The sequence below is a fragment of the Streptomyces sp. NPDC053541 genome, assembly GCF_044544705.1.
Lineage (GTDB): Bacteria > Actinomycetota > Actinomycetes > Streptomycetales > Streptomycetaceae > Streptomyces.
This window is the reverse complement of sequence record NZ_JBITXM010000013.1, coordinates 321,137-344,973: the sequence shown is the minus strand read 5'-3', so window position 1 is coordinate 344,973 and position 23,837 is coordinate 321,137. Positions and strand designations below refer to the sequence as shown.

Below are 23,837 nucleotides of genomic sequence, written 5' to 3'. Positions count from 1 at the left end.
GTTGGAGCACACCGGCAACGAACGGGGGAGCAATGACTTGGACGGTGTCCCAGAGACCGCGCACCGAGGGCGCCGGGAGCGCCTCGTCGGTCTCCGTCCTCGTGGTCGAGGGCGATGCCGCCGCGGCCGAGGCGAGGGTGCGCGACCTCCAGCGGCAGGGATACGCCGCGAGCAGCGTCGGCACGGGGGAGCAGGCGCTGGCGGTGCACCAGCGCTCGGACCTGGTCCTGCTCGACCTCGACCTGCCCGACATCGACGGCCTGGAGGTGTGCCGGCTGATCCGCCGCAGCGGGGACAAGCCGATCATCTCCATCGCCACCCGCGACACCGAACTCGACCGCGTGCTGGCCCTGAAGGCCGGGGCGGACGACTGCGTGGTCGCCTCCTGCGGGGCGCGCGAGATGCTCGCCCGCGTCGAGGCCGTCCTGCGCCGGGCGCATCCCCGGCCGCCGGCCTCGCACACCATCTCCCTCAGCCCGCTGCACATCGACGGCATCACCCGCGAAGTGCGCCTGGACGGACGGCCGGTGGTGCTCACCGCCAAGGAGTTCGACCTCCTGCACACCCTCGCCGCCGACCCCAAGACGGTGCTGTCCCGCAAGGAGCTGATGACCCGGGTGTGGGACACCGCATGGGCGGCTTCCAGCCGCACCATCGACACCCATGTCAGCAATCTGCGGGCGAAGTTAGGCGAGAAATGGATCATCACGGTGCACGGCGTGGGCTATCGCCTCGGCCGCGGATAACCGTGAAATGACGCGCTGATGTGCCGTTTTATCAACTGCGGTTGCACGGTATTCACGGCCGATGACGTTCGCTGACAGTCCTTGACAAGCTCCGACACAAGAAGCGTTGTCCGGCCAGGACCGGGGCGTACAGGATGGTCATCGGCGCGGTAAGGCGCACCGCGTTGCGACGGGATATCCACGGATACCGACGGAGGCACACGCAATGTCAACGACAGGACGCGAGAATAACCCCCCGATAAGGCCCCGCATTTCCGATGCGACGCTGCGCGACAGCGCGCACATGGCGGGCGTCGAATTCGGCCCCAAGGACGCCGCGGCGATCGCGGACCTGCTGGTGCGGACCGGCGTCGAGCTGGTCGAGGTCGGCATGGTGGCCGGCCCCGGCTCGAAGGACGCCGACCTGGTCCTCGCCACGCACGAGACCGTCGGCCCCGAGCGCAGCATGACGCTCGTGGTCGTCCGGGACCGGCAGCAGGTCGCCAAGGCCCTCGACGAGGCCGAGCGCCTCGGCGTGAAGCACATCATGTACTCCATCCCCACCTCGGAACAGCACGCCCGGCTCAAGCTCGGCTCGCCCAGCGCCAAGTTCCTGAACACCCTGGTGAAGTCCGCGGTCTCACAGGCCAAGGAGCGCGGCTTCCACGTCACCTTCAGCGGTGAGGACGGTGCCCGCACCCCTGCGGAGCGGCTCGTCCCGTACGTCACCGCCGGTTTCGAGGCCGGGGCGGACCGCTTCCGGCTCGCCGAGACCGTCGCCTACCTCTCGCCCTGGCAGATGGAGGAGGTGATCGCGGACCTCACCGCGATCGACGGCTCCGAGATCGAGATCCACTCGCACAACATGCTGGGCATGGCGGTCGCCAACTCGCTCGCCGCCGTCCGCGCCGGCGCCCAGTGGATCTCCGCCACCGTCGGCGGCATCGGGGAGCGCGGCGGCAACGCCCCGCTCGCCGAGCTGCTGACCTCCCTGCGGGTCATCCACGGTGACACCCGCTTCGACCTCAGCCACCTCACCGAGCTGTCCCGGCTCGCCCTCAAGGGCGCCGGCCTCGGCGAGGCCTTCCAGTCCGGCCCGACGACCCCGCACGCCTTCGCGTACGAGCTCCCGGGCCAGCTCACCCACCCCGAGGCGTACGAGACGCTGCCGGCCGAACTCGTCGGCAACTCCCGCGAGGTGCGCGTGCGCACCCGCCTCACCCCGGCGCTCGTGAAGTGGGCGCTCGCCGAGTCCGGCGTCTTCGTCGACGTCGAGGTCTTCACCCCCTGGCTGATCGAGCGCCAGGAGCGCGAGGGCGGACCGGTCCTGGACCGCGACGCCATCCGCAAGGCCGCGGTCGACTTCCAGGCCGCCTGAGCCCCCGGGCCGCGCATCTCCGCGTCACCCGCTGCACCCGCTGCACCCGCATCACCCGCGCCACCCGGACGCCGGGCGACCCCCACCGCCTGCCGCTCCGCGCACCACCGGCACCACGCACACGCACACGCACCACCGGCACCACGTACCGCCGGAGCACTGCCGGCACCACCACCCGAGACACCGCATTGGAGTACACCCATGTCCACCGCCACCACCATGACCGGCGTCTGCCCCGAGTGCGAGACCGACCTGACCGTTCCGCCGATGGTCACCGGCGAGACCCTCGCCTGCCCCGAGTGCATGCTCACGCTGCGCGTCGAGGACGTCCGCGACGGCGTGCTGAGCCTCGAGATGGTCGAGGTCACCCTCCGCGACTGGGGCCAGTGAGATGACCAAGAAGGTCGCGGTCGTCGCCGACCGGATCAGCTGGGAGGAACGCAAGCTGATCGAGCTCGGCCCGGACTTCGGACTCCAGGTCGACTGGGTCAACGACGAGTCCCTGTGCCTCGGCGGCGCCGACGCGCCGTCCGTCAGCGCGTACGACACGCTCCTGGTCCGCAGCCGCAGCTACACCCGCGGCGGCCTCGTCGCCACCCTCGCCGAGGAGGCCGGCGTCCCGGTCCTCAACTCGGCCCGGTCCATCAACGCCTGCGAGAACAAGGCCGTCCTGCGCGCGGTGCTCCGCGCCGCCGGCGTCCCGGTCCCGGACTTCCGGCTCGTGCTGTCCCGCAAGGACTTCGAGCGGGCCCTGGACGAGCTGGGCGTCCCCGTCGTCCTCAAGCCGATCTTCGGCGGCATGGGCAAGCGGGTCACCCTGATCCGCCACACCGACACCGCCCACTCGGTCTACGACTACGTCGAGGACCTCGGGCACGCCTTCGAACAGGCCTGCCTCGTCGAGCCGTTCCTGGCCGGCGGCAGCTCCGTGCGCTGCCTCGTCGCGGGCCACGAGATCGTCGCCGCCGCCGAGTTCACCAGCGCCGGCACCGACTGGCGCAGCAACGCCGCCCTCGGCAACAGCAGCACCGCCGTCGCGTACGACCCCGAGGTCGTCAAGATCGTGGACGCCGTCGTCGCCGAACTGGGCGCCGGGATCTACGGCATCGACCTCTTCCGCACCGACGACGGCCTCGTCGTCAACGAGGTCAACCACGCCCCCGCCTTCCGGGGCGTCGCCTCCACCACCGCGGCGGACATCCCCTCCGCCATCGTCTCGTTCGTCCAGGAGTCACTCGCATGATCCGGGCAGGAGTCGTCGGAGCCTCCGGGCTCGCCGGCGGCGATCTGATCAGACTGATCACGCAGCACCCCGACATGGAACTGACCTTCCTCGGCGGTTCCTCCAACATCGGCCGGCGCCCGGCCGAACTGCACGCCAACCTGCGCATCGACCTCGGGCTCACCGTGCAGCCCGTCACCGAGGAGGTCGCCGACAAGGTCGACGTCCTCTTCCTGGCCACCCCGGCCCCCGTCTCGGCCCGGCTCTCCGAACTGCTCGTCGACAAGGTCCCGGCCATCGTCGACCTCAGCGGCGCCTTCCGGATCGCCACCCCCGAGCGGCACGACCGCTGGTACCCCAAGGTCGACCGGCGCGCCGACCTCGCCGACCGCTTCGTGTACGGCGTCCCCGAGCTGGTCCGCGACCAGCTGCGGGAGGCCTCGCTGATCTCGATGCCGGGCTGCTACGCCACCGCGCTCACCCTGAGCCTGGCGCCGCTCACCCTCGGCCTCGGCCTGGACCTCAAGACCGTCGTCGTCGACGGCAAGAGCGGCTCCAGCGGCGGCGGCCTCCAGCTGCGCACCTCGGACCTGCACCCCTTCCGCAGCGGCGCCATCGCCCCGTACTCGCCGACCGGGCACCGGCACGCCGCCGAGGTCGCCGACTTCCTGGAGCGCGGCAAGCAGGGCAGCATCGCCTCCCTGACCATGTCCGCCTACGGCGTCTCGCACGTCCGCGGCCTGCTGACCAGCTCGTACGTCTTCACCGACGAGAAGGTCGACCAGCGCGAGCTGCAGCGCGCCTACACCCGCTTCTACAAGGGCGAGCGCTTCGTCCGGGTGCGCCGCAACAACGAGACGCTGATCCCGGTGCCCGACCCGCAGGCCGTCCTCGGCTCCAACTTCTGCGACGTCACCGTCCTGCACGACGAGGAGGGCGACCGCATCGTCGTCCTCGCCGCGCTCGACAACCTCATCAAGGGCGCCGCCGGGCAGGCCGTCCAGGCCGCCAACATCCGCTTCGGGATCGCCGAGGAGACCGGCCTCACCATGCAGCCGGTGATGCCGGCATGAGCGACACGGCACAGCGGCGGACGCCGACCGTCGTCAAGCTCGGCGGCAGCTGCCTCGACGACCTCGACGGCAGCTGGTGGGACGACCTGGCCGCGCACGGCCGCGAGCACCCGCTCATCCTCGTGCACGGCTGGTCCAAGCCGCTCAAGCGGCTCAACCCGCAGCGCTACACCGACCCGTCGGCGATCCTCCGCGACCGCTACGGCAACCAGAGCCGCTGGACCACGCCCGAGGTCATCGCCGACATCAAGACCGTCAGCGCGGCCATGGCCGAGGACGTCTTCGCCCGGCTCGCCGACCGGGGCATCACCGGCGAGCGGCTGCTCGGCAGCGACGGCCTGGTCCGGGCCGGCGAGGGCGAGCGCTGGTGGTGGCGCGACAAGAAGCTGGTCGAGCTGGAGAACCTGGTCGGCCCGATCACCGGCGTCGACCCGGCACCGCTGAAGAACCTCCAGCCGGGCCACGCCTACCTCGTCACGCCGCTGGCGAGCAACGCCGCCGGCCAGGAGGTCAACACCGACGCCGACCGGGCCGCCGCCGCCATCGCCGGCGCCGCCGGCGCCACCGACCTCGTCCTGGTCACCGACGTCGCCCACCTGCTGATCGACGGCGAACCGGTCCGCGAGATCAGCGCCGAGGCGGCGGCCGCGTTCCGCGACAAGGGCGCCACCGGCGGCATGCGCAAGAAGCTGCGGGCCGCCGGCGAGGCCCTGGAGCGGGGCGTGGAGCGCGTCGTCATCGGCAGCGCGGCCACCACGGACCTGCTCGCGGCCCGTACCGGCACCGTCATCACGCGAACCTGAGGAGCGAGCACGTGGCGAAATCCCGTGTCCTAGTCGTCAACAACGGAACCCTCTCCCTCAAGCAGCTGCGCAAGCGCTTCGAGGACCTGGGCTCGGACACCGAGGCCGTCGACGCGGCCTCCGTGCCCGCCCGGCTCGACGGCCGCCACCAGGCCATCGTGCTCAGCGGCACCAAGGTGCGCGCCTACGACCAGGACTTCTACAAGCCGCTCGTCGACCTCGTGATGAGCGCCGACGTCCCGGTCTTCGCGATCTGCGGCGGCATGCAGCTGATCGCCGTCTCCGCCGGCGGCCGCCTGGAGGAGGGGGAGCAGCGGGTCGGCGGCTACGAGGTGCAGGTCGACAAGACCGAGCCGCTCTTCGAGTACGTGAAGCCGACCGTGACGGTCTTCCACCGCCACACCCTGTACCTCCAGGAGGCACCGGCCGGCTTCCGCACGATCGGGCGCTCCGAGCACGCGCCGGTGGAGTTCATGCGCTCCGAGGACGGCCGGATCTTCGGCGCCCAGGCGCACCTGGAATTCCGCAGCGACGGCATGGAGATCCTGCGCGGCTTCGCGCAGCTCTACCAGTGACGGCCGTGCGCGCCCGGGCGTACGAACCACGGCGTACGCCCGGCGCGCACGGTTTCCCGAACTCGGCTACGCATCCCTAAGGACTGGCAATGAGTGATCTGGAACACCCGCAGGACCCCGCCTTCACCGTGCACCTGAACGGCAGCGGCGGCAGCATCAAGGGCTGGGTGGTCGTCGACTCCCTGGTCGACGGCCTGGCCATGGGCGGCACCCGGATGACCACCGGGGTCACCGAGGAGGAGGTCGCCGGCCTCGCCCGCGACATGACCGAGAAGTTCACCCTCGCCGGGCTGCGCATCGGCGGCGCCAAGGCCGGCATCGTCGCCACCGACGCCAACTCCGAGGGCGCCGGCCGCGAGCAGACCTTCCGCACCTTCGGCCGCACGGTCAAGCCGCTGCTGCACGGCGGCATCCACCTCGGCATCGACATGGGCGTCACCCCGGCCGACCGGGCCGTCTTCTTCGACGAGGCCGGCTACGACCCGCGCTACCGCCTCGGCGCCCCCGACATGCCGATCGACTGGCGCACCTACTACGAGCCGCTGATCGACTGCACCGGCCACGGCGTCGGCGTCGCCGCGCTCACCGCCCTGGAGGCCGGCGGCCGCACCGAGCCCGCCCGGGTCGTCGTCCAGGGCTTCGGCGCCGTCGGTCGCGCGGTCGCCCGCTTCCTGGAGGACCGCGGCCACCTGATCGTCGGCATCGCCGACGTCCAGGGCACCATCAGCGCCGACCGCCTGCCGGTCGCCGACCTGGTCGCCATCACCGACGAGTTCGGCCGCATCGACCACTCCCGGCTGCCGCAGCACGTCACCGTGAACCGCGAGCCCGACGCCTGGCTCGACGTGGACGCCGACCTGCTGGTGCTCGCCGCCCAGAAGTACGCCCTCAACGCCGAGAACGCGCACCGGCTGCGTGCCCGCGTGGTCGTCGAGGGCGCCAACCTCGCCTCCAGCGCCGAGGCGAAGGAGAAGGTCGCCGCCGCCGGCACCGCCCTGGTCCCCGGCGTCATCGCCAACATCGGCGGCGCCGGCTCGGCGGCCCTGGCCGTCACCCGCAAGGTGCCCTTCGAGCTGTCCCACGAGGCCCGCAAGCAGTGGGTCTTCGACTGGGTCGCCGACCGGGTCCGGGTCAACACCCGCGACCTGCTTGACATCGCCGCCTCGCGCGCGGGCAACCCGCTGCCCGAGCTGCTCGCCGCACGCCGCCAGGAGCTCTTCGGATGAGTGTCACCCCCTCGGCCGCCGATCGCCTGGCCGAGTTCCGCCGCCGCGGCTGGTGGCGGGACGAGACCTTCCTGGACGACCTGCGCCGCCAGGCCCGCGAGCGGCCCCGCAAGCTCGCCATCGCCGGTCGCCGCCTCGACGAGGCCCGCACCGACACGCTCGACTACGCCGAACTGTCCCGGTTGACCGACCGGTTCGCCGGCGCCCTGCTCGACCTGGGCGTGCAGCGCGGCGACGTCGTCGCCGTCCAGCTGCCCAACCGGTGGGAGATGGTCCCGCTGATGTTCGCCTGCATGGCCGTCGGCGCCGTGATCTGCCCGATCGCGCCCGTCTGCCAGGCGGAGGAGCTGCGGCACCGGCTCGTGCTCACCGAGGCGAAGGTGTGCGTCACCGTGCCGGAGTGGGAGGGCTACCCGCTCGCCGAGACCATCGACGGGCTGCGCGGCGAACTGCCGCTGGAGCACCTGGTGGTCCTCGACGGGCACGTCCCCGAGGGCGCGGTCGACTTCCACGACCACTTCGTCTCCGTGCACTGGGAGAAGCGGCGCATGGGCGACCTCATCGGGCGTCAACTGCGGCCCGACGAGCCGTTCGTGGTGCTCTTCACCTCGGGCACCACCGGCTTCTCCAAGGGCGTGGTGCACAGCCAGAACACGGTCCACTCGGGCGTGCGCGGCTACGTGGACAGCTTCATGCTGCGCGACGACCTGGTCGCCGCCGTCACCACCCCGCTGGTGCACTACTCCGGCTTCGGGCAGGGCATCCTCGCCGGCGTCATGCTCGGCGGCACGGTCGCCTTCCAGGACGGCCCGGACCACGAGGGACTGCTCGACCTGGTCGAGCGGTACCGGGCCACCCTGCTGTACGGCCCGCCGCCCACGCTCATGGGCGTGGCCCGGGTCCAGCAGCGCGACCCGCACGACGTGTCCAGCCTCCGGCACACCATCACGGGCGCCGCGCCGGTGCTCCAGCCGCTGGTGGACGAGCTGCGGGCGACCTTCGGCGCCCGGACGTACTCGGTGTGGGGCATGTCCGAGTTCGGCCCGGTCACGATCACCCGGCTCGACTACAACCAGGACTGGGCGGCGCACAGCCACGGCCGGCCGATCGACTCCATGCAGATACGGATCGACGCCTGCCAGGACCCGGACAAGCGCGCCTCGGTGGGCCGGCTGCGGGTGCGCGGGGCGTCGCAGGCGCTCGGCTACTTCAAGCAGCAGGACGTCTTCGACGACGAGCTCACCGAGGACGGCTGGTTCGACACCGGCGACGTCGCCCGTGAGGACGGACGCGGCGGCATACGGGTCCTGGGCCGCGCCAAGGACGCCATCATGCGGGACGGCATCGTCCTGCCGATGGCCGAACTGGAGGCCGTGATCGCCGGGCACCCCAAGGTGACCGACGCCGCGGTCGTCGGCCCGACCGGCCACATCGACGACCCGATCCTCGCCGTCGTCGTCGCGGCCGGCGGCACCCCGCCGACCCTCGACGAGATCCGCGACCACCTGCGCGAGGCAGGCCAGGACCCCAGGTTCTTCCCCGAGCGCCTGGAGGTCATGGCGGCCCTGCCGAAGACCCTGACGGGCAAGGTCCGCAAGATCGAGCTCAGGAAGCTGTACGCGGACTGAGCCCGGCCCCTTCCGGGCGCCGCGCCGCTCCCCTCCGGCGCGGCGCCCCACCCCACAGACCACCGGGGGGTGCACCTCCCCCGCCACCCCCCGGTCTTCCCCCTCCCCTTCCCTCCTCCTCTTTCCTCCTCCCCTTTCCTCACATTCCGTCCACTTCCGTCCAGATTCTCGCCGTTTCCCGTTTTCTGCCCCGGAGGTCGTCATGTCCCACCCCGCGCCGGTGACCAAGTCGGCGACCCTCGCCGCCGACGAGGCGCTGGAACGCCGGCGCCGCGCCGGCGAGCGGGTCCTGTCGCTCGCGAGCGGTGAGATCGGCCTGCCCGTCCTGCCCGCCCTGAGGGAACGGCTCGCCGAGGCCGCGGGGCTGGCCTCGTACGGCCCCGTCGCCGGCAGCCCCGCCCTGCGCGCCGCCGCCGCCGGCTACTGGGAGCGGCGGAACCTCGCCACCGACCCCGAGCTGGTGCTCTGCGGACCGGGCAGCAAGCCCGTGCTCTTCGCCCTCATGCTGGCCGTCGGCGGCGACGTCGTCGTGCCCGTGCCCAGCTGGGTCAGCTACGCGGCCCAGGCCCGGCTGGCCGGCGCCCGGCCGCTGCACGTGCCGACCCTGCCCGGCCAGGGCGGAGTGCCCGACCCCGACGCGCTGCGCGAGGCCGTCACGGCCGCCCGCGCGTCCGGCCGCGACCCGCGCTGCGTCGTCGTCACCCTGCCCGACAACCCCACCGGCACGGTCGCCGAACCGGACACCCTGCGCCGGCTCGCCGCCGTCGCCCGCGACCTCGACCTGGTCATCGTCTCCGACGAGATCTACTGCGACCTGGTCTTCGAGGGCGCCGACCGGGCCGTCTCCCCGGCCGCCTTCGCCCCCGAACGCACCGTCGTCACCACCGGACTCACCAAGAACCTCGCCGTGGGCGGCTGGCGCATGGGCGTCGCCCGGCTGCCCGAGGGCCCGCTCGGCCGCGCCCTGCGCGACCGCCTCGAAGCCGTCGCCAGCCAGACCTGGTCCACCACCGCGGCCCCCGTCCAGGAGGCCGCCGCCTACGCCTTCACCGAGCCGCCCGAGGTCGTCGCGTACGTGCTGAAGGCCCGCCGGCTGCACGAGACCGTGGTCCGCGCCGCGCACGCGCACTTCGCCGCCGCCGGAGCCGTACTGACCCCGGTGCGCGCGACCAGCTACCTCTACCCCGACTTCGAGCCGCTGCGGGCCCACCTCGCCGCGGCGCACGGGGTGACCGGCGGCGGCGACCTCGCCGCCCTCCTCGCCGACCGCCACGGCCTCGGCGTCCTGCCCGGCAGCGCCTTCGGCGAAGCCGACCGCGCGCTGCGCATCCGGGCCGCCACCAGCCGGCTCTACGGCGACACCGAGGAGCAGCGCACCGAGGCGCTGCACTCCCCGGACCCGCTCGCCCTGCCCTGGATCAGGGCCTCCCTCGACCGCATCGCGGAAGTCCTGCACGACCTCGTCCCCGCACCCGCCCCGACGACCTGAGAAAGGTCCACGCACATGCTGATCCTCAGCGAATACGAGTACCGGGACCGGCGCTACGTCAGCCTCGGCCTCCAGACCCCCGGCGAGCCCCAGACCCTCTACGCGGTCGCCGACGGCGCACTGCGGGACGTCTTCCTCGCCGACGGCGGCCCGGAGGCGGTCACCGCCCTCGTGGAGGCCGCCGAGACGCTCACCGTCACCGCCGGCGACCCCGAACTGCACGCCCTGCCGCCGCTGCTGCCCTCCGACGGGGCCTCGCTGGTCAGCGGCTTCCTCGGCACGCACAAGTCGAAGGCGGACGCCATCGAGTCGTACGACGGCCGCCCGCCGATCCCCAAGTGGTACTTCAAGGGCCTCGGTTCGTGGCTGCGCGTGCCCGGCCAGGACCTCGTCGTCCCCGCCGAGCCGCTCATCCTCATCGAGGAGGCCGAGCTCGCCCTCGTCCACCTCAACGACGACGACGGCACCCCCCACTACGCGGGCTTCGCCTTCGGCAACGACTTCTGCGACATCGGCCTGCACCGGATCCACCCCGGCTACACGCCGTCCGGCAAGCTGTGCGACACCGGCATCTCGCCCTACCTCTTCGTCGCCGAGCCGCCCCGCTCGGCCACCGGCCGCGCGATCATCGAGCGCGACGGCGAGCAGGCCTGGGAGGGCAAGTTCGACTGCGGCGCCGACGCCCTGTACTTCCGGGTGGAGGACATGGTCGACCGGGCCTTCTCCTTCCCGGCGCTGCGCCGCCCCGGCCTCGTCAACTACCTGCTGACGGGCGCCGATCTGAGCAGCTTCCACGACGGCTTCCAGGTCGCCGACGGCGACCGGATCACCATCGAGGTGGCCAGCCACGGCGTCGTGCTGTCAAACACCGTCCGGTACGGCGGCACGGCCTCGTCCCACTGAACCGTCGGCGCCGTCCGTGACGCGGCGCTCCGGCTGCCTGCGGCGCACTTCCGCGAGGTAGGCGGAGACCGCGTCACGGTTGCGCTCCAGACACCGGATGCGCTCGGTCATGCGGCGGCACTCGTCCTCGAGGGTCGCCAGCATCTCCGGAGTGGCCTCCTCGAAGTGGATGGCGCGGGGCTTGTTGAGGCACGGCAGGATCTGCTTGATGATCCTGGTCGGCAGCCCCGCGTCGAGCAGTCCGCGGATCTGCATCACCCGGTCGACGAAGGCCTCGTCGTAGTCCCGGTAGCCGTTGGGCTCGCGCGCGGAGACGATCAGGCCCTGTTCCTCGTAGTAGCGCAGCAGGCGCCGCGAGGTCCCCGTGCGCTCCGACAGCTCGCCGATCCGCATGTCAACTCCTCCTTCGCGCATCCGACTTGATCCGCTTGACCCTCACATTAATGGAAAGGTTTCAGTATCCCGTCATGACGAACAGCACCCTGTCCCACGGAACCGACGGAGGAAGCAACGTGTCCGAGCTGACCGGCAAGGTGGCCCTCGTGACCGGCGGCAGCCGCGGCATCGGCGCGGCGGTGGCCAAGCGGCTCGCCGCCGCCGGCGCGGCCGTGGCCGTCACCTATGTGCAGGCCGCCGACCAGGCCCGCGAGGTCGTCAAGGACATCGAGGCGGCCGGCGGCAAGGCGCTCGCCATCCAGGCCGACCTCACCGAGTCCGACGCCGCCGTGGCGGCCGTGGAGCAGACCGTCCGCGAGCTGGGCCGGATCGACATCCTGGTGAACAACGCCGGCTTCCTCGCCTACGGCGCCCTCGACGAGGTGACCGCCGAGGACCTGGACCGCGCGCTCGCCGTGGACGTGCGCTCGGTCTTCCTCGCCTCCCAGTCCGCCGCCCGCCACATGGGCGACGACGGCCGCATCATCAGCATCGGCTCCTGCTTCAACGGGCGCGTCCCCGGCGCCAACTTCGTCGTCCAGGCGATGGCCAAGACCGCGCTCATCGGCTTCACCAAGGCCCTCGCCCGGGAGCTCGGCCCGCGCGGCATCACCGTCACCGCCGTGGACCCGGGCCCGATCGACACCGACATGAACCCGGCCGCCGGCGAGAGCGGCGACTTCCAGCGCGGTCTGACCGCCCTGGGCCGGTTCGGCGAGGCCGAGGACATCGCCGCCGCGGTGGCCTTCCTCGCGGGCCCCGGCGGCCGTTACGTCACCGGCACCTCGCTCGCCGTCGACGGCGGCTACACCGCCTGACCCGCGGCGCGCACCGCACCTGAACGCCGCGAGGCTCCCCGGCCGGGGCAACGGCCGGGGAGCCTCGCGGCGTTTCGGTCCCGGGCCCCGCGGGGCCCGGGAGGGGCGGGTCAGGCCCGGCTCTTCGCCGGGAAGCCGTGCGCCCGGGAGACCAGGACCACGACCAGCACCGGGACCAGCAGGGCCAGCACGATCCACGGGAAGGGGGAGACCCCGACGGCCTGGAGCACCAGACCGCCGGCGATGCCGCCGCCGGCCATGGCCACGTTCCACAGCACCACCAGGATGGCCTGCGCGGCGTCCGCCGCCTCGCCGCCGGCCTGGCCCGCGGCGGTCTGCAGCAGCGTCGGCACGCCGCCCCAGCCCAGGCCCCACAGCGCCGCCGCCACGTACACCAGGGCGTCGGTGCCGGAGAAGGCGCCGAGCACCGCGACCGCGAGGCCGACCAGGAGCGTGCTGACGATGGTCAGGGTGCGCAAGTGGGCGGCGATGTACGTTCCGACGACCCAGATGCTCACCAGCGACGCCACGCCGAAGACCAGCAGGGCCGCGTCCGTCTGGTCGCCCATGCCGATGTCGTCGAGGAAGGAGGCGATGTACGCGTACAGCAGCGTGTGGGCCAGGACGAAGACCAGCATCACGAAGAGCACCGGGGTGACGCCGGGCACCTTGAGGGTGCTCCGCACGGGGATCTTGCCGCCCGCCCGCTGCCCCGGGAAGTCGGGCACGATCGCCGCGATCCAGACGAGCAGCAGGACGGTCAGCCCGGTCATGGCGAGGAACGCCGACTGCCAGTTCGCCACCTTGCCCAGGAAGGTGCCGGCGGGCACGCCGAGCGACAGGGCGACGGGGATGCCGGCCATGGCGATGGCGATGGCGCGGCCCTCCTGGTGGGGGGCGACCATGCGGCGGGCGTAGCCGGCGAGCAGGGCCCAGGCGAGGCCGGCGGCGACACCGGCGAGGAACCGGGCGACCAGGGTGAGCGGGTAGTTCGCCGAGAGGGCCGTGACCGTGTTGGCCACGGCGAAGGCGCCCATGGAGGCCATCAGCAGGCGCTTGCGGCGCCAGCCGGCGGTGGCTGCGGACAGCGGGATGGTGGTGAGCACGGTGCCCAGCGCGTAGATCGTCACCGTCTGGCCGACGGCCGACTCGCTGGCGTGCAGGGTGTCGCTCATGGCCGGCAGCAGACCGGCGGGCAGCGTCTCGGTGAGGCTGGTGATGAAGACCGCGACGGCCAGCGCGAGCAGCGCGCCCAGGGGCAGCTTCGCGCCCTCGGCGGGCGGCGCGGCGGCGGAGTTCGGGACGGCGGAATCGGGAGGAGCGGTGCCGACGGAGGGCTCGGTACTGGTCATGACGAAATCCTGAAACCTTTCCATTGATGTGAAGGTCAAGGCCGTGCGGGGCCGACGCGCGAAGGGCGCACCCGGGGGCGGCCCCGCGGGGCGTTGAAGGTGCTGGTCAGGCCACCGGTGCCCGGCGGCCGGTGGCCCGCTAGAGGCGCAGGGCGTGGATGCCGCCGTCGACGGTGAGGACCGTGCCGGTGGTGCCGGAGGAGACGGGCGTCGCCAGATAGGCGATCGCCTCGCCGACCTCCTCGGGCCGCGCCAGGCGGCCCAGCGGATGCCGCTCGTCCAGCTCCGCACGGGCCGCCGCCGGGTCCGGGGCGAGCGCGAGGACGCGCGTGATCCACGGCGTGTCCACGGCGCCCGGGGCCACCGCGTTCACCCGTATCCCCTCGCGCACGTGGTCGGCGGCCATCGCCAGCGTCAGCGAGTACACCGCCCCCTTCGACGCCGAGTAGAGCGTGCGCCGCGGCACCCCGGTCAGCGCGAAGACCGAACAGGTGTTGACGATCGCCGCCGCCGGCGACTGGCGCAGGCTCGGCAACGCGGCCCGCGCGAGCCGCACCATCCCGATGACGTTCACGTCCAGGACCCGCCGCCACTCGTCGTCCTCGTTGCCCGCGACGTCGCCCTGGGCGGCGATCCCGGCGTTGTTCACGACGATGTCGATCCGGCCGAAGCGCTCCACCGTCTCGGCGACCGCCGCGCGCACGGAGGCGTCGTCGGAGACGTCGCAGGCGATCCCGACCGCCGGCGCCGCCACCTCCGAGGGCTTCAGGTCCAGGCCCGCGACCCGGACGCCCCGCTCGGCCAGCGCGGCCGCGGCGGCCGCCCCGATCCCGGACGCGGCACCGCTCACCACGGCCACCAGGGAGTCGTACGTCCTCATCGCAGCGCCCCCTCGATCCGCCGGAGCGCGGCGTGCTCACCGGCACCCGCGAGGCCCGCGGTGCGCCGCGCCCACCAGGCCGCCGCCATGTTGGAGGTGATCAGGGTGCGCCCCGGCGTCTCGGCCGCCAGCGCCGCCACGGCCGGCAGCGTCCCCATGCCGGTGCCCGTGAACAGCACGGTCCCGTCCTCGGGAACGCCCGCCGCCGCGATCCGGGTCAGCAGCGTCTCGGTCGTCACCAGATACGGGTTGAAGTGCTCGTCCGGCTCCTCGCCGCCGCCCGCCGGGCCCGGCACCGCCGGCGCGTACACGATCCGCTCGACCTCCAGACCCGCCTTCTCCCAGTAGCCGCGGGAGAGTTCGGTCAGCCACGAGGCGTACGGGGAGACCAGCGTCAGGCTCTTCGTGCCGAGCGCCCCGCACAGCTCCAGGATCGCCCGCGTCGTCGACAGCACCGGGAAACCCAGCCGCTCCGACAGCTCCGCGCAGAACGCCCGGTCGCCCTCCGGATCCAGCAGGTAGTGCGAGGCGTTGCAGGCCACCACCACGGCGTCGAGACGCATCGCACCGAACGTGCCGAGCACGTCCGCCAGCACCTCGTTGTACATCTCCATCGTCTCCCGGGTGAATCCGGGAGTCACCGGGAAACGCGTTGCGTACACATTCATTTCGGAGCCCAGCAACTGCTGGAACTCCGGTTCCGCTATCGGGTTCTCCGGGGGAACCAACACCCCGAAACGGGGCAGCGAGAAGATATCCATGCCCGCAAGCTAACGCCGAAATCCCCGATCATCCCCCGCTCCTGACGATCCGCCATGTCAATCTTGAAATATCTTTCAGTCTTGACATTCCTTGACGAGCCGCCACGTTTTCTTGGAAAAGAAAACGAGGACGGCCGCGCCCGAAGGCGCGGCCGTCCTCACCCGTTCGGGAGCGGTCAGAGCCGCTCGGGGGTCCGGATGCCCAGCAGGGCCATGCCCTGGTGCAGCGTCCGGGCGGTCAGGTCCACCAGGAACAGCCGGTTCTCCTTCAGCTCCCGCGTCTCGGCCTTCATCACCGGGCACTGGTCGTAGAACGCCGTCAGGTGCGAGGCCAGCTGGTAGAGGTACGCCGCCAGCTTGTGCGGCGCGTACTCCTCCGCCACCTCGGCGATCGCCGCGCCGAACTGGTCCAGGTGCAGACCCAGCGCCCGCTCGGCCGGCGCCAGCTCCAGCTCCGGGTGCGCCACCGGCTCCGCGTCCGTCACGTTCCGCTTGATCGACTGGATACGGGCGTAGGCGTACTGGAGGTAGACCGAGGTGTCGCCGTTCAGCGAGACCATCTGGTCCAGGTCGAACTTGTAGTCCCGCACCGCCGAGGTCGACAGGTCGGCGTACTTCACCGCGCCGATGCCCACGTACCGGCCGTTCTCCACGACCTCCTCGTCGGTGAGACCCGCCTTCTCCTTCTTCTCCTCCACCACGGCCGTCGCCCGCTCGATCGCCTCGTCGAGCAGGTCCACCAGCCGCACCGTCTCGCCCTCACGGGTCTTGAACGGCTTGCCGTCCTTGCCGAGCACCGTGCCGAAGGCCAGCTGGTGCGCCTTCACCTCGTCGTTCAGCCAGCCGGCCCGGCGGGCCGTCTCGAAGACCATCTTGAAGTGCAGCGACTGCCGGGCGTCCACCACGTACAGCAGCGTCGACGCCTTCAGGTTCCGCACCCGGTCCCGGATCGCCGACAGGTCCGTCGCCGCGTACCCGAAACCGCCGTCCGACTTCTGCACGATCAGCGGCACCGGGTTGCCGTCCGGGCCCTTGACGTCGTCGAAGAACACGCACAGCGCACCCTCCGAGCGCACCGCCACACCCGACTCCTCCAGGATCCGGCAGGTCTCCTGGAGCATGTCGTTGTACCCGGACTCGCCGACGATGTCGGGGTCCCGGATGTCCATGTCGAGCTTCTCGAAGACCGAGTAGAAGTAGATCTTCGACTCGTCCACGAACCGCTGCCACAGCGCGAGGGTCTCCTCGTCGCCCGCCTGCAGGTCCACCACCCGGGCCCGGGCGCGCGTCTTGAACTCCTCGTCGGAGTCGAACAGCGCCCGCGAGGCCTTGTAGAGGCGGTTCAGGTTCGACATGGCCTCCTCGCCGGAGACCTCCGCGTCCGCGCCCTCCGACTTGTGGTCCAGCTCGTGCGGGTGCTCGATCAGATACTGGATGAGCATGCCGAACTGGGTGCCCCAGTCGCCGATGTGGTGACGCCGGACCACCTTCTCGCCGGTGAACTCCAGGATCTCCACCATCGCCGCGCCGATCACCGCCGAACGCAGGTGCCCGACGTGCATCTCCTTCGCCACGTTCGGCTGGGCGTAGTCGATCACCGTCGTGCCCGCGTCCTCCGCGAACGGCACGCCCAGGCGCGCGTCCGCGTACCGCGCCGCCAGCGTGTTCACGATCGCCGCGTCCGAGACGGTGATGTTGAGGAAGCCAGGACCCGAGACCTCGATGTCCTTGAGGACGTCATTGGCCGGGATCGCCTCGACGACCTTGGTCGCCAGCTCCCGCGGATTGCCCTTGAGCCGCTTGGCCAGCGCCAGGATGCCGTTGGCCTGGAAATCGGCCCGGTCGCTTCGTCGCAGCAGCGGATCGGCGGACCCGGCCTCCGGCAGGGCTGCCGAGAGGCCTTCCGCGAGGCGCTGCTGCACGGTCGAAGCGAGGGAAGGGACCGAGGCCATGAGCTTCCGTTCCTGTGGTGGGAGTCCTACGGGATGTTTCGCCCGTCAAGTGTCCCACGGCCCGGCAACGGGTTTTCTCCCCTGTGGACAACCTCGGAGCGCGCCGTTCCGTCTGGGACAATGACTCCTGTGGGGCCGACCGGCCCGCAGGCTTTTCGAAGGAACCAAGGAAGAAGGACGAACCGACCGTGGCTCAGAGCAGCACCGAGACCGACTGGGTCTCCCGTTTCGCGGACGAGGTCATCGCCGAGTCGGAGCGACGTGCGCCTGGCAAACCGGTCGTCGTCGCCTCCGGCCTCTCCCCCTCCGGCCCCATCCACCTCGGCAACCTCCGCGAGGTCATGACCCCGCACCTGGTCGCCGACGAGATCCGCCGCCGCGGCCACCAGGTCCGCCACCTCATCTCCTGGGACGACTACGACCGCTACCGCAAGGTGCCGGCCGGCATCGAGGGCGTCGACGAGACCTGGGCCGAGCACATCGGCAAGCCCCTGACCTCCGTCCCCGCCCCCGCCGGCTCCCCCCACCCCAACTGGGCCGAGCACTTCAAGGCCGCCATGGTCGAGGCCCTCGCCGAGCTCGGCGTCGAGTACGACCCCATCAGCCAGACCGAGCAGTACACCTCCGGCGTCTACCGCGAGCAGATCCTGCACGCCATGCGCCACCGCGCCGACATCGACGCCATCCTCGACCAGTACCGCACGAAGAAGGCCCCCAAGAAGCAGTCCCAGAAGCCCGTCGACGAGGCCGAGCTGGAGGCCGCCGAGGGCTCCGGCGCCGCGGCCGAGGACGACGGCTCCGGCGGCGGCGCCGGCTACTTCCCGTACAAGCCCTACTGCGGACAGTGCGAGAAGGACCTCACCACCGTCACCGCCTACGACGACGACACCACCGAACTCTCCTACACCTGCACCGCCTGCGGCTTCGCCGAGACCGTCAAGCTCAGCGAGTTCAACCGCGGCAAGCTCGTCTGGAAGGTCGACTGGCCCATGCGCTGGGCCTACGAAGGCGTCATCTTCGAGCCCTCCGGCGTCGACCACTCCTCGCCCGGCTCCTCCTTCCAGGTCGGCGGCCAGATCGTCGGCATCTTCGACGGCGTCCAGCCCATCGGCCCCATGTACGCCTTCGTCGGCATCAGCGGCATGGCCAAGATGTCCTCCTCCCGCGGAGGCGTCCCCACCCCCGCCGACGCCCTCAAGATCATGGAGCCCCAGCTGCTGCGCTGGCTCTACGCCCGCCGCCGCCCCAACCAGTCCTTCAAGATCGCCTTCGACCAGGAGATCCAGCGCCTCTACGACGAGTGGGACAAGCTGGAGGCCAAGGTCGCCGACGGCACCGTGCTCCCCGCCGACGCCGCCGCGCACACCCGCGCCGCCCGCACCGCCGCCGGCGAGCTCCCCCGCACCCCGCGCCCCCTGCCGTACCGCACGCTGGCCTCCGTCATGGACATCACCGCCGGCCACGACGAGCAGACCCTGCGCATCCTCACCGAGCTCGACCCGGACAACCCGGTCACCTCGCTCGACGAGGTCCGCCCGCGCCTGGACCGCGCCGAGAACTGGATCACCACCCAGGTCCCCGCCGACCAGCGCACCATCGTCCGCGACGAGCCCGACACCGCACTCCTCGGCTCGCTCGACGACGAGGCCCGCACCTCGCTCCGCCTCCTCCTGGAAGGCCTCGACACCCACTGGTCCCTCGACGGCCTCACCACCCTGGTCTACGGCGTGCCGAAGGTCATGGCCGGCCTCGACCCCGAGGCCAAGCCCACCCCGGAGCTCAAGCTCGCCCAGCGCTCCTTCTTCGCCCTCCTCTACCAGCTCCTCGTGAGCCGCGAGACCGGCCCCCGCCTGCCCACCCTCCTCCTCGCCGTCGGCGCGGACCGGGTGCGCAAGCTGCTCGGCGCCTGACCCTCACGGGACACGCGAAAGGCCGTCGCCCCCAGCCGGGGGCGACGGCCTTCGCCGTACACGGGGCGGAGATCAGGCGATGTGGTTCTCCGCCATCTCCTGGTCGAGCCGCTGACGGATCCCCGGCGCGACCTGGCGCAGCATCGCCACACTGCGCGGATGCGTCACGCCGTACCGCTCACGCAGCAGTATGTCGAGCTGCTCCATGGTCGGGTACTGCTGGTGCTCCTGCGTGTACTCCCACATCGCCTTGTAGACGGCCTCCTCGAAGACCTCCACCGGCGGCTCCGCGTCCACGTACTCCGGATACTCCACGAACTCCTCCGGCACCGACGCCGGCGGCACGTCGTCCGGCCCCAGCGGCACCGGCACCGGAGTCGGCTCAAGCCCCTCCACGATGTTCGGGTTGTAGCTGCCCTCGTACGCCTCCGGCGAGACCTGAGGGGCGTCGAACCACGGACTCTCGTGATTCACCGGCACCTGGGCCGGCAGCGGCTGCGGCACGCCCGGCGCCTGCGCCTGGGCCTGGGCCTGAGCCTGAGCCGGATTCTGACCCTGGGCCTGCGGCTGCTGCCCCAGCTCCAGCTGCGGCGCCACCGCCTGCGCAGCACCCAGCTGCGGGCCCGAGGCCACCGCCGCGACCTGCGCGGCCGCCGGCGCCGGCGGCAACAGCACCGGCTCCACACCCGCCGCCGCCAGACCCGCCGCCGCCGTCTCCGCCAACGGCACCCCGTACTTCGCCAGCCGCAGCGGCATCAACGCCTCCACCGGCGCCTTCCGCCGCCACATCCGCCCGTACCGCGCCTGCAACCGCGCCTGATAGACCAGCCGCTCCTGCTCCAGCTTGATCACCTGCTCGTACGAACGCAGCTCCCACAGCTTCATCCGCCGCCACAACCGAAACGTCGGAACCGGCGACAACAACCACCGCGTCAGCCGCACACCCTCCATGTGCTTGTCCGCCGTGATGTCCGCGATCCGGCCCACCGCATGCCGCGCCGCCTCCACCGCCACCACGAACAGCACCGGAATCACCGCGTGCATGCCCACACCCAGCGGATCCGGCCACGCCGCCGCACCGTTGAACGCGATCGTCGCCGCCGTCAGGACCCACGCCGTCTGCCGCAACAGCGGAAACGGGATGCGGATCCAGGTCAGCAGCAGATCGAGCGCCAGCAGCACACAGATGCCCGCGTCGATGCCGATCGGGAAGAAGTACGAGAACGTGCCGAAACCCTTGTCGACGGCGAGCTCGCGCACCGCCGCGTACGACCCGGCGAAACCGATGCCCGCAATGACCACCGCGCCCGCCACGACCAGGCCGATGAGTATGCGGTGCGTGCGTGTCAGCTGCATCGCGGCCACCCGCGATCCCTCCCGTCGATCGACATCTCGCGGGCACAGACTGGCACACATGCGCGAAGCCCGGCCCTCGGGGGAGGGCCGGGCTCCGTGCAAAACCGTACAAACGCCTACTTGTTGGCCGCCTCGACGGCCGCGACCGCCTCCTTCACGGCCTTCAGCGCACCCTCCGCGATCGTCTTCTCGGACGGCGTGTCCGCCCCCGCGTACCCCGCACCGTTGTACGACAGCAGCACCACCACATTGCCCGAACGGGCCACCACCGACGCGTACTGGAAGTCCTCGTCCGTCTTGCGCACCTGGAACGTCACGGTGTCCGCCTGCTCACCCACGCCCGGCGTCTTCACCGTCCGCAGCTTCTTCGCGCCCTCGGTCGCCTGGACCTTCGCCAACTCCTTGGCATAGCTCTCCACCGCCCGCTCCTGACCACTGCCGAGCGTCGCGTCCGACTCGTAGCGGTAGAAGGAGACGTCGAGCCAGCGGTACTGCGAACCCTTCGTGCCCTTGTCCTCAAGACCGTTCCACGAACAACCGCCACGACTCGCCACATCACTCGACGTGGCCTCCGTGCCGTTCTTGTTCTTCACCTTCGGCACCAGACCCTCGACCGTCTTCGTCGAGATCGCCTTGCAGATCACCGGCAGCTTCGCGAACCGCGCCGGCTCCACCGCCTTCGTCGACTGCGTCGGCTTCGGCGCCGCCGACGCCGAGGACGCCGCGTCCGGAGCACCCGAACCCGAACCCTTGTCCCCGGAATCCGATCCGGACGAGCAGCCCACGGCGACGAGCATCACCGGGACGGCGGCACAGGCGAGAACGCGGGAAAGTCGCGGGACAGATCGCTGCATGGTTCCTTCAGTCGCTTGTCGTACGGCCCGGGCACCCGAGGCACTCCGGCCGGCCGACGGCCGGCTGCCGACGGGCGGATACGCCGACACGTTACGTGGTCCCCCGCCCCTCACGGAGCGGCACCGAACGACTACTCCTCCAGCCGCTCCGCCAGCAGCCGGGCCAGGCTCCGGGCCCTTTCCTGCAGCTCCCTGCTGTCCGGAAGCTCCGCCGACCCCGTCGTCAGCTCCTCGTACGACACCGTCACGATCACGTTCGATGTGCGGAACACCACGCTGACGAGCCGCTTCGCACCCGACGGACCCGGCGTCACCAACGTGTCGTCCACGAAGGCCACCTCACCCAGACCGTCGAGCATCCGCGGCTCCAGACCACTGCTCTGGGACGGCGAGGCCGTCGCGCCCGCGCTCGCCGTCGCCCCCGTCGCGCCCGCCGGCGGCGCCGAGGACGCGTGCGCCGCCGCGGGAACCCGCGGCCCCTGCGGCTGATGCCCCGCGAGCGCGGAGGTCGCGACACCCGCCGACGGCGAGACCGGCGGGGCGGACGAGGTCGGGGTGGGCGAGGCCGGGGCGGACGAGGGCGGCGGCGCGGTCGGCGGCGCGACGATCCCCGCCGCCGCCTGCTTCGCCCCGAACACCTGCTGCGCACGATCGTCGTCACTCACCGCCGGGTCGTACGACACCACCCGCTCGATGTCCAGCGTCAGCCGGTGCGTCGCGTCCGGCGCGTCCGCCTTCCAGCTGCACCCCACCCGCCGGTCCGTGTCGAACGTCGCCGCCGCCGTCCCCCGGTACGCCCGGTCCCGCTCCGCCTCCGGCAGCGCCGCCGCACCCGGCAGCAGATCCTTCAGCGTCGCCTGTGGTACCGCGCCGCACGGCTCGAACAGCGTCCGGTAGCGCCCGGGCGCCGCGGTCGAGGACGCCGGGCCCGCCTTCGAGTCGACCGCCTCCGTGTCCGCGGGAGCGCCGGAGGAACAGCCCGTGAGACCCGCCCCGAGACCCAGGGCCAGGACCACCGCGGACGCCACCGCGACCCCGCCCCGACCCGGCCCCCGCCCCCGTGCGTACGCCTTGCGCTGCACGATCCCAGGCTCCCTTCTCCGGGAGGCGACCCCCGAAAACCGATTGCCGCGCCGCACGGCGCGGTGAACACAATGTGTATCGCAAGCACAGCCGTCGATGCCGGTCCGCAGTCACCTGTACGGGCTTTGGCTCCGGTTTTTGCGTTATCAGACTTTTCGGGGGAATCGAGGAAGTATGTCGTACGTCGAGGTACCGGGCGCGAAGGTGCCCATCCGCATGTGGACCGACCCGTCCTCGGTCGAGGACGGCGCGATGCGCCAGCTCCAGAACGTCGCGACCCTCCCCTGGATCAAGGGCCTCGCCGTGATGCCGGACGTGCACTACGGCAAGGGCGCGACGGTCGGCTCCGTGATCGCGATGCGCGACGCGGTGTGCCCGGCCGCGGTGGGCGTGGACATCGGCTGCGGCATGTCGGCCGTCAAGACCTCCCTCACGGCGAACGACCTCCCGGGCGACCTCTCCCGCCTCCGCTCCAAGATCGAGCAGGCCATCCCGGTGGGCCGCGGCATGCACCGCGAGCCGGTGGACCCGAAGCGCCTCTTCCAGTTCCCGACGGCGGGGTGGGGGGACTTCTGGTCGCGGTTCGACGGGGTCGCTGACGCGGTGAAGTTCCGCCGGGAGCGGGCGGCTACGCAAATGGGAACCCTTGGCCAGGGCAACCACTTCGTGGAGTTTTGTCTAGATATGTCCGGTTCGGTGTGGCTCATGCTGCACTCCGGCTCCCGGAACATCGGCAAGGAGCTCGCCGAGTACCACATCGGCCAGGCGCAGAAGCTTCCGCACAACCAGGGCCTGGTCGACCGTGACCTCGCGGTCTTCGTCGCGGACACCCCGCAGATGGCCGCCTACCGGCACGACCTGTTCTGGGCGCAGGAGTACGCCAAGTACAACCGCGCGATCATGATGGCGCTGTTCCAGGAGGTCGTCCGCCGGGAGTTCCGCAAGGCGAAGGTGACCTTCGAGCCGGTGATCTCCTGCCACCACAACTACGTGGCGGAGGAGCGGTACGAGGGCATGGACCTGCTCGTCACCCGCAAGGGCGCGATCCGGGCCGGCTCCGGCGAGTTCGGCATCATCCCGGGCTCCATGGGCACCGGCTCGTACATCGTGAAGGGACTCGGCAACGAGGCCTCCTTCAACTCGGCCTCGCACGGCGCGGGCCGCCGGATGAGCCGCAGCGCGGCGAAGCGGCGCTTCTCGACGCGGGACCTGGAGGAGCAGACCCGGGGCGTCGAATGCCGCAAGGACTCGGGCGTCGTGGACGAGATCCCCGGTGCGTACAAGCCGATCGAGCAGGTCATGGAGCAGCAGCACGACCTGGTCGAGGTGGTCGCGAAGCTGAAGCAGGTCATCTGCGTGAAGGGCTGAGACGCACGATGTCATGAGGGCCGATGCATGCGCATCGGCCCTCATC

General features: G+C 71.5%; 22 protein-coding genes. 14 read left to right on the top strand and 8 right to left on the bottom strand.

What is annotated here, in order from left to right; translation table 11 throughout:
* Positions 1–44: 44 nt before the first annotated feature.
* From ACIGW2_RS32195 to ACIGW2_RS32145, 11 genes are all read left to right on the top strand, one after another.
* Positions 45–746, top strand: coding sequence for a response regulator transcription factor (locus ACIGW2_RS32195; protein WP_391654825.1), 702 nt, complete (start codon positions 45–47; stop codon positions 744–746).
* Between the two features lie 205 nt (positions 747–951).
* Positions 952–2,103 carry a LeuA family protein gene (locus tag ACIGW2_RS32190; protein ID WP_361588940.1) on the top strand — a complete coding sequence of 384 codons (1,152 nt, stop codon included), beginning with the start codon at positions 952–954 and terminating at the stop codon, positions 2,101–2,103.
* Between the two features lie 201 nt (positions 2,104–2,304).
* Positions 2,305–2,493, top strand: a complete 189-nt coding sequence (locus ACIGW2_RS32185) for a lysine biosynthesis protein LysW (RefSeq protein ID WP_361588938.1) — start codon at positions 2,305–2,307, stop codon at positions 2,491–2,493.
* A 1-nt stretch (position 2,494) separates the two neighbouring features.
* Positions 2,495–3,346 carry a RimK family alpha-L-glutamate ligase gene (locus ACIGW2_RS32180; RefSeq protein WP_361588935.1) on the top strand — a complete coding sequence of 284 codons (852 nt, stop codon included), beginning with the start codon at positions 2,495–2,497 and terminating at the stop codon, positions 3,344–3,346.
* Positions 3,343–4,398, top strand: coding sequence for an N-acetyl-gamma-glutamyl-phosphate reductase (argC, locus tag ACIGW2_RS32175; RefSeq protein ID WP_391654824.1), 1,056 nt, complete (start codon positions 3,343–3,345; stop codon positions 4,396–4,398). Before ACIGW2_RS32180 ends, argC begins: the two co-directional genes overlap by 4 nt.
* Positions 4,395–5,201: an acetylglutamate kinase gene (locus ACIGW2_RS32170; protein ID WP_399847554.1), complete on the top strand. Its 807-nt coding sequence runs from the start codon at positions 4,395–4,397 to the stop codon at positions 5,199–5,201. Before argC ends, ACIGW2_RS32170 begins: the two co-directional genes overlap by 4 nt.
* An 11-nt stretch (positions 5,202–5,212) precedes the next feature.
* Positions 5,213–5,776 (top strand): gamma-glutamyl-gamma-aminobutyrate hydrolase family protein, encoded by a 564-nt coding sequence (locus ACIGW2_RS32165; protein WP_361588926.1) that lies wholly within the window; start codon positions 5,213–5,215, stop codon positions 5,774–5,776.
* Positions 5,777–5,865: 89 nt separating this feature from the next.
* Positions 5,866–7,002, top strand: coding sequence for a Glu/Leu/Phe/Val dehydrogenase dimerization domain-containing protein (locus ACIGW2_RS32160; RefSeq protein WP_361588923.1), 1,137 nt, complete (start codon positions 5,866–5,868; stop codon positions 7,000–7,002).
* The gene (locus tag ACIGW2_RS32155; RefSeq protein WP_399847551.1) at positions 6,999–8,630 is read left to right on the top strand and encodes an AMP-binding protein; all 1,632 of its coding nucleotides are present in this window, start codon (positions 6,999–7,001) and stop codon (positions 8,628–8,630) included. The genes ACIGW2_RS32160 and ACIGW2_RS32155 overlap by 4 nt, the downstream gene beginning before the upstream one ends.
* Before the next feature lie 202 nt (positions 8,631–8,832).
* Positions 8,833–10,119 (top strand): pyridoxal phosphate-dependent aminotransferase, encoded by a 1,287-nt coding sequence (locus ACIGW2_RS32150; protein WP_399847549.1) that lies wholly within the window; start codon positions 8,833–8,835, stop codon positions 10,117–10,119.
* A gap of 15 nt (positions 10,120–10,134) precedes the next feature.
* On the top strand, positions 10,135–11,022 hold the full coding sequence (locus tag ACIGW2_RS32145) for a fumarylacetoacetate (FAA) hydrolase (RefSeq protein WP_361588915.1): 888 nt from the start codon (positions 10,135–10,137) through the stop codon (positions 11,020–11,022).
* Here ACIGW2_RS32145 and ACIGW2_RS32140 read toward each other — a convergent pair.
* Positions 10,981–11,415: a MerR family transcriptional regulator gene (locus ACIGW2_RS32140; RefSeq protein ID WP_391654819.1), complete on the bottom strand. Its 435-nt coding sequence runs from the start codon at positions 11,413–11,415 to the stop codon at positions 10,981–10,983. The two genes, ACIGW2_RS32145 and ACIGW2_RS32140, sit on opposite strands and share 42 nt — an antisense overlap.
* 119 nt (positions 11,416–11,534) lie before the next feature.
* Between ACIGW2_RS32140 and ACIGW2_RS32135 the strand changes: the two genes are divergently transcribed.
* Positions 11,535–12,275 (top strand): SDR family oxidoreductase, encoded by a 741-nt coding sequence (locus ACIGW2_RS32135; protein WP_399847592.1) that lies wholly within the window; start codon positions 11,535–11,537, stop codon positions 12,273–12,275.
* A gap of 110 nt (positions 12,276–12,385) precedes the next feature.
* On the opposite strand, the gene ACIGW2_RS32130 is transcribed toward ACIGW2_RS32135, so the two are convergent.
* From ACIGW2_RS32130 to argS, 4 genes are all read right to left on the bottom strand, one after another.
* On the bottom strand, positions 12,386–13,627 hold the full coding sequence (locus tag ACIGW2_RS32130; protein WP_391654818.1) for an MFS transporter: 1,242 nt from the start codon (positions 13,625–13,627) through the stop codon (positions 12,386–12,388).
* A gap of 139 nt (positions 13,628–13,766) precedes the next feature.
* Positions 13,767–14,507: an SDR family NAD(P)-dependent oxidoreductase gene (locus tag ACIGW2_RS32125; protein WP_399847546.1), complete on the bottom strand. Its 741-nt coding sequence runs from the start codon at positions 14,505–14,507 to the stop codon at positions 13,767–13,769.
* Positions 14,504–15,268, bottom strand: coding sequence for an arylmalonate decarboxylase (locus tag ACIGW2_RS32120; RefSeq protein ID WP_361588906.1), 765 nt, complete (start codon positions 15,266–15,268; stop codon positions 14,504–14,506). The genes ACIGW2_RS32125 and ACIGW2_RS32120 overlap by 4 nt, the downstream gene beginning before the upstream one ends.
* Positions 15,269–15,444: 176 nt before the next feature.
* Positions 15,445–17,220: an arginine--tRNA ligase gene (gene argS / locus ACIGW2_RS32115; RefSeq protein WP_399847544.1), complete on the bottom strand. Its 1,776-nt coding sequence runs from the start codon at positions 17,218–17,220 to the stop codon at positions 15,445–15,447.
* Positions 17,221–17,408: 188 nt separating this feature from the next.
* Here argS and lysS point away from each other — a divergent pair, with 188 nt between their 5' ends.
* The gene (lysS, locus tag ACIGW2_RS32110) at positions 17,409–19,130 is read left to right on the top strand and encodes a lysine--tRNA ligase (protein ID WP_356064786.1); all 1,722 of its coding nucleotides are present in this window, start codon (positions 17,409–17,411) and stop codon (positions 19,128–19,130) included.
* 72 nt (positions 19,131–19,202) lie between these two features.
* Here the strand turns inward: lysS and ACIGW2_RS32105 are convergent, their stop codons facing one another.
* The 3 genes from ACIGW2_RS32105 to ACIGW2_RS32095 all read right to left on the bottom strand — a co-directional run bounded on the left by ACIGW2_RS32105 (position 19,203) and on the right by ACIGW2_RS32095 (position 22,368).
* The gene (locus ACIGW2_RS32105) at positions 19,203–20,495 is read right to left on the bottom strand and encodes a DUF2637 domain-containing protein (protein ID WP_399847541.1); all 1,293 of its coding nucleotides are present in this window, start codon (positions 20,493–20,495) and stop codon (positions 19,203–19,205) included.
* A 107-nt stretch (positions 20,496–20,602) separates the two neighbouring features.
* Positions 20,603–21,340 (bottom strand): DUF3558 domain-containing protein, encoded by a 738-nt coding sequence (locus ACIGW2_RS32100; RefSeq protein WP_391654814.1) that lies wholly within the window; start codon positions 21,338–21,340, stop codon positions 20,603–20,605.
* A gap of 131 nt (positions 21,341–21,471) precedes the next feature.
* Positions 21,472–22,368, bottom strand: a complete 897-nt coding sequence (locus tag ACIGW2_RS32095; RefSeq protein ID WP_399847538.1) for a DUF3558 domain-containing protein — start codon at positions 22,366–22,368, stop codon at positions 21,472–21,474.
* Between the two features lie 229 nt (positions 22,369–22,597).
* On the opposite strand from ACIGW2_RS32095, the gene ACIGW2_RS32090 reads away from it, so the two are divergent.
* Positions 22,598–23,791 carry an RtcB family protein gene (locus ACIGW2_RS32090; protein WP_391654812.1) on the top strand — a complete coding sequence of 398 codons (1,194 nt, stop codon included), beginning with the start codon at positions 22,598–22,600 and terminating at the stop codon, positions 23,789–23,791.
* Positions 23,792–23,837 lie beyond the last annotated feature (46 nt).

Bases quoted from the DNA above. Each gene is read 5' to 3' on its own strand.
- ACIGW2_RS32190 (WP_361588940.1), top strand. From the start codon at position 952: ATGTCAACGACAGGACGCGAGAATAACCCCCCGATAAGGCCCCGCATT.
- ACIGW2_RS32185 (WP_361588938.1), top strand. From the start codon at position 2,305: ATGTCCACCGCCACCACCATGACCGGCGTCTGCCCCGAGTGCGAGACC.
- ACIGW2_RS32180 (WP_361588935.1), top strand. From the start codon at position 2,495: ATGACCAAGAAGGTCGCGGTCGTCGCCGACCGGATCAGCTGGGAGGAA.
- argC (WP_391654824.1), top strand. From the start codon at position 3,343: ATGATCCGGGCAGGAGTCGTCGGAGCCTCCGGGCTCGCCGGCGGCGAT.
- ACIGW2_RS32170 (WP_399847554.1), top strand. From the start codon at position 4,395: ATGAGCGACACGGCACAGCGGCGGACGCCGACCGTCGTCAAGCTCGGC.
- ACIGW2_RS32160 (WP_361588923.1), top strand. From the start codon at position 5,866: ATGAGTGATCTGGAACACCCGCAGGACCCCGCCTTCACCGTGCACCTG.
- ACIGW2_RS32155 (WP_399847551.1), top strand. From the start codon at position 6,999: ATGAGTGTCACCCCCTCGGCCGCCGATCGCCTGGCCGAGTTCCGCCGC.
- ACIGW2_RS32150 (WP_399847549.1), top strand. From the start codon at position 8,833: ATGTCCCACCCCGCGCCGGTGACCAAGTCGGCGACCCTCGCCGCCGAC.
- ACIGW2_RS32145 (WP_361588915.1), top strand. From the start codon at position 10,135: ATGCTGATCCTCAGCGAATACGAGTACCGGGACCGGCGCTACGTCAGC.
- ACIGW2_RS32140 (WP_391654819.1), bottom strand. From the start codon at position 11,415: ATGCGGATCGGCGAGCTGTCGGAGCGCACGGGGACCTCGCGGCGCCTG.
- ACIGW2_RS32130 (WP_391654818.1), bottom strand. From the start codon at position 13,627: ATGACCAGTACCGAGCCCTCCGTCGGCACCGCTCCTCCCGATTCCGCC.
- ACIGW2_RS32125 (WP_399847546.1), bottom strand. From the start codon at position 14,507: ATGAGGACGTACGACTCCCTGGTGGCCGTGGTGAGCGGTGCCGCGTCC.
- ACIGW2_RS32120 (WP_361588906.1), bottom strand. From the start codon at position 15,268: ATGGATATCTTCTCGCTGCCCCGTTTCGGGGTGTTGGTTCCCCCGGAG.
- argS (WP_399847544.1), bottom strand. From the start codon at position 17,220: ATGGCCTCGGTCCCTTCCCTCGCTTCGACCGTGCAGCAGCGCCTCGCG.
- ACIGW2_RS32100 (WP_391654814.1), bottom strand. From the start codon at position 21,340: ATGCAGCGATCTGTCCCGCGACTTTCCCGCGTTCTCGCCTGTGCCGCC.
- ACIGW2_RS32090 (WP_391654812.1), top strand. From the start codon at position 22,598: ATGTCGTACGTCGAGGTACCGGGCGCGAAGGTGCCCATCCGCATGTGG.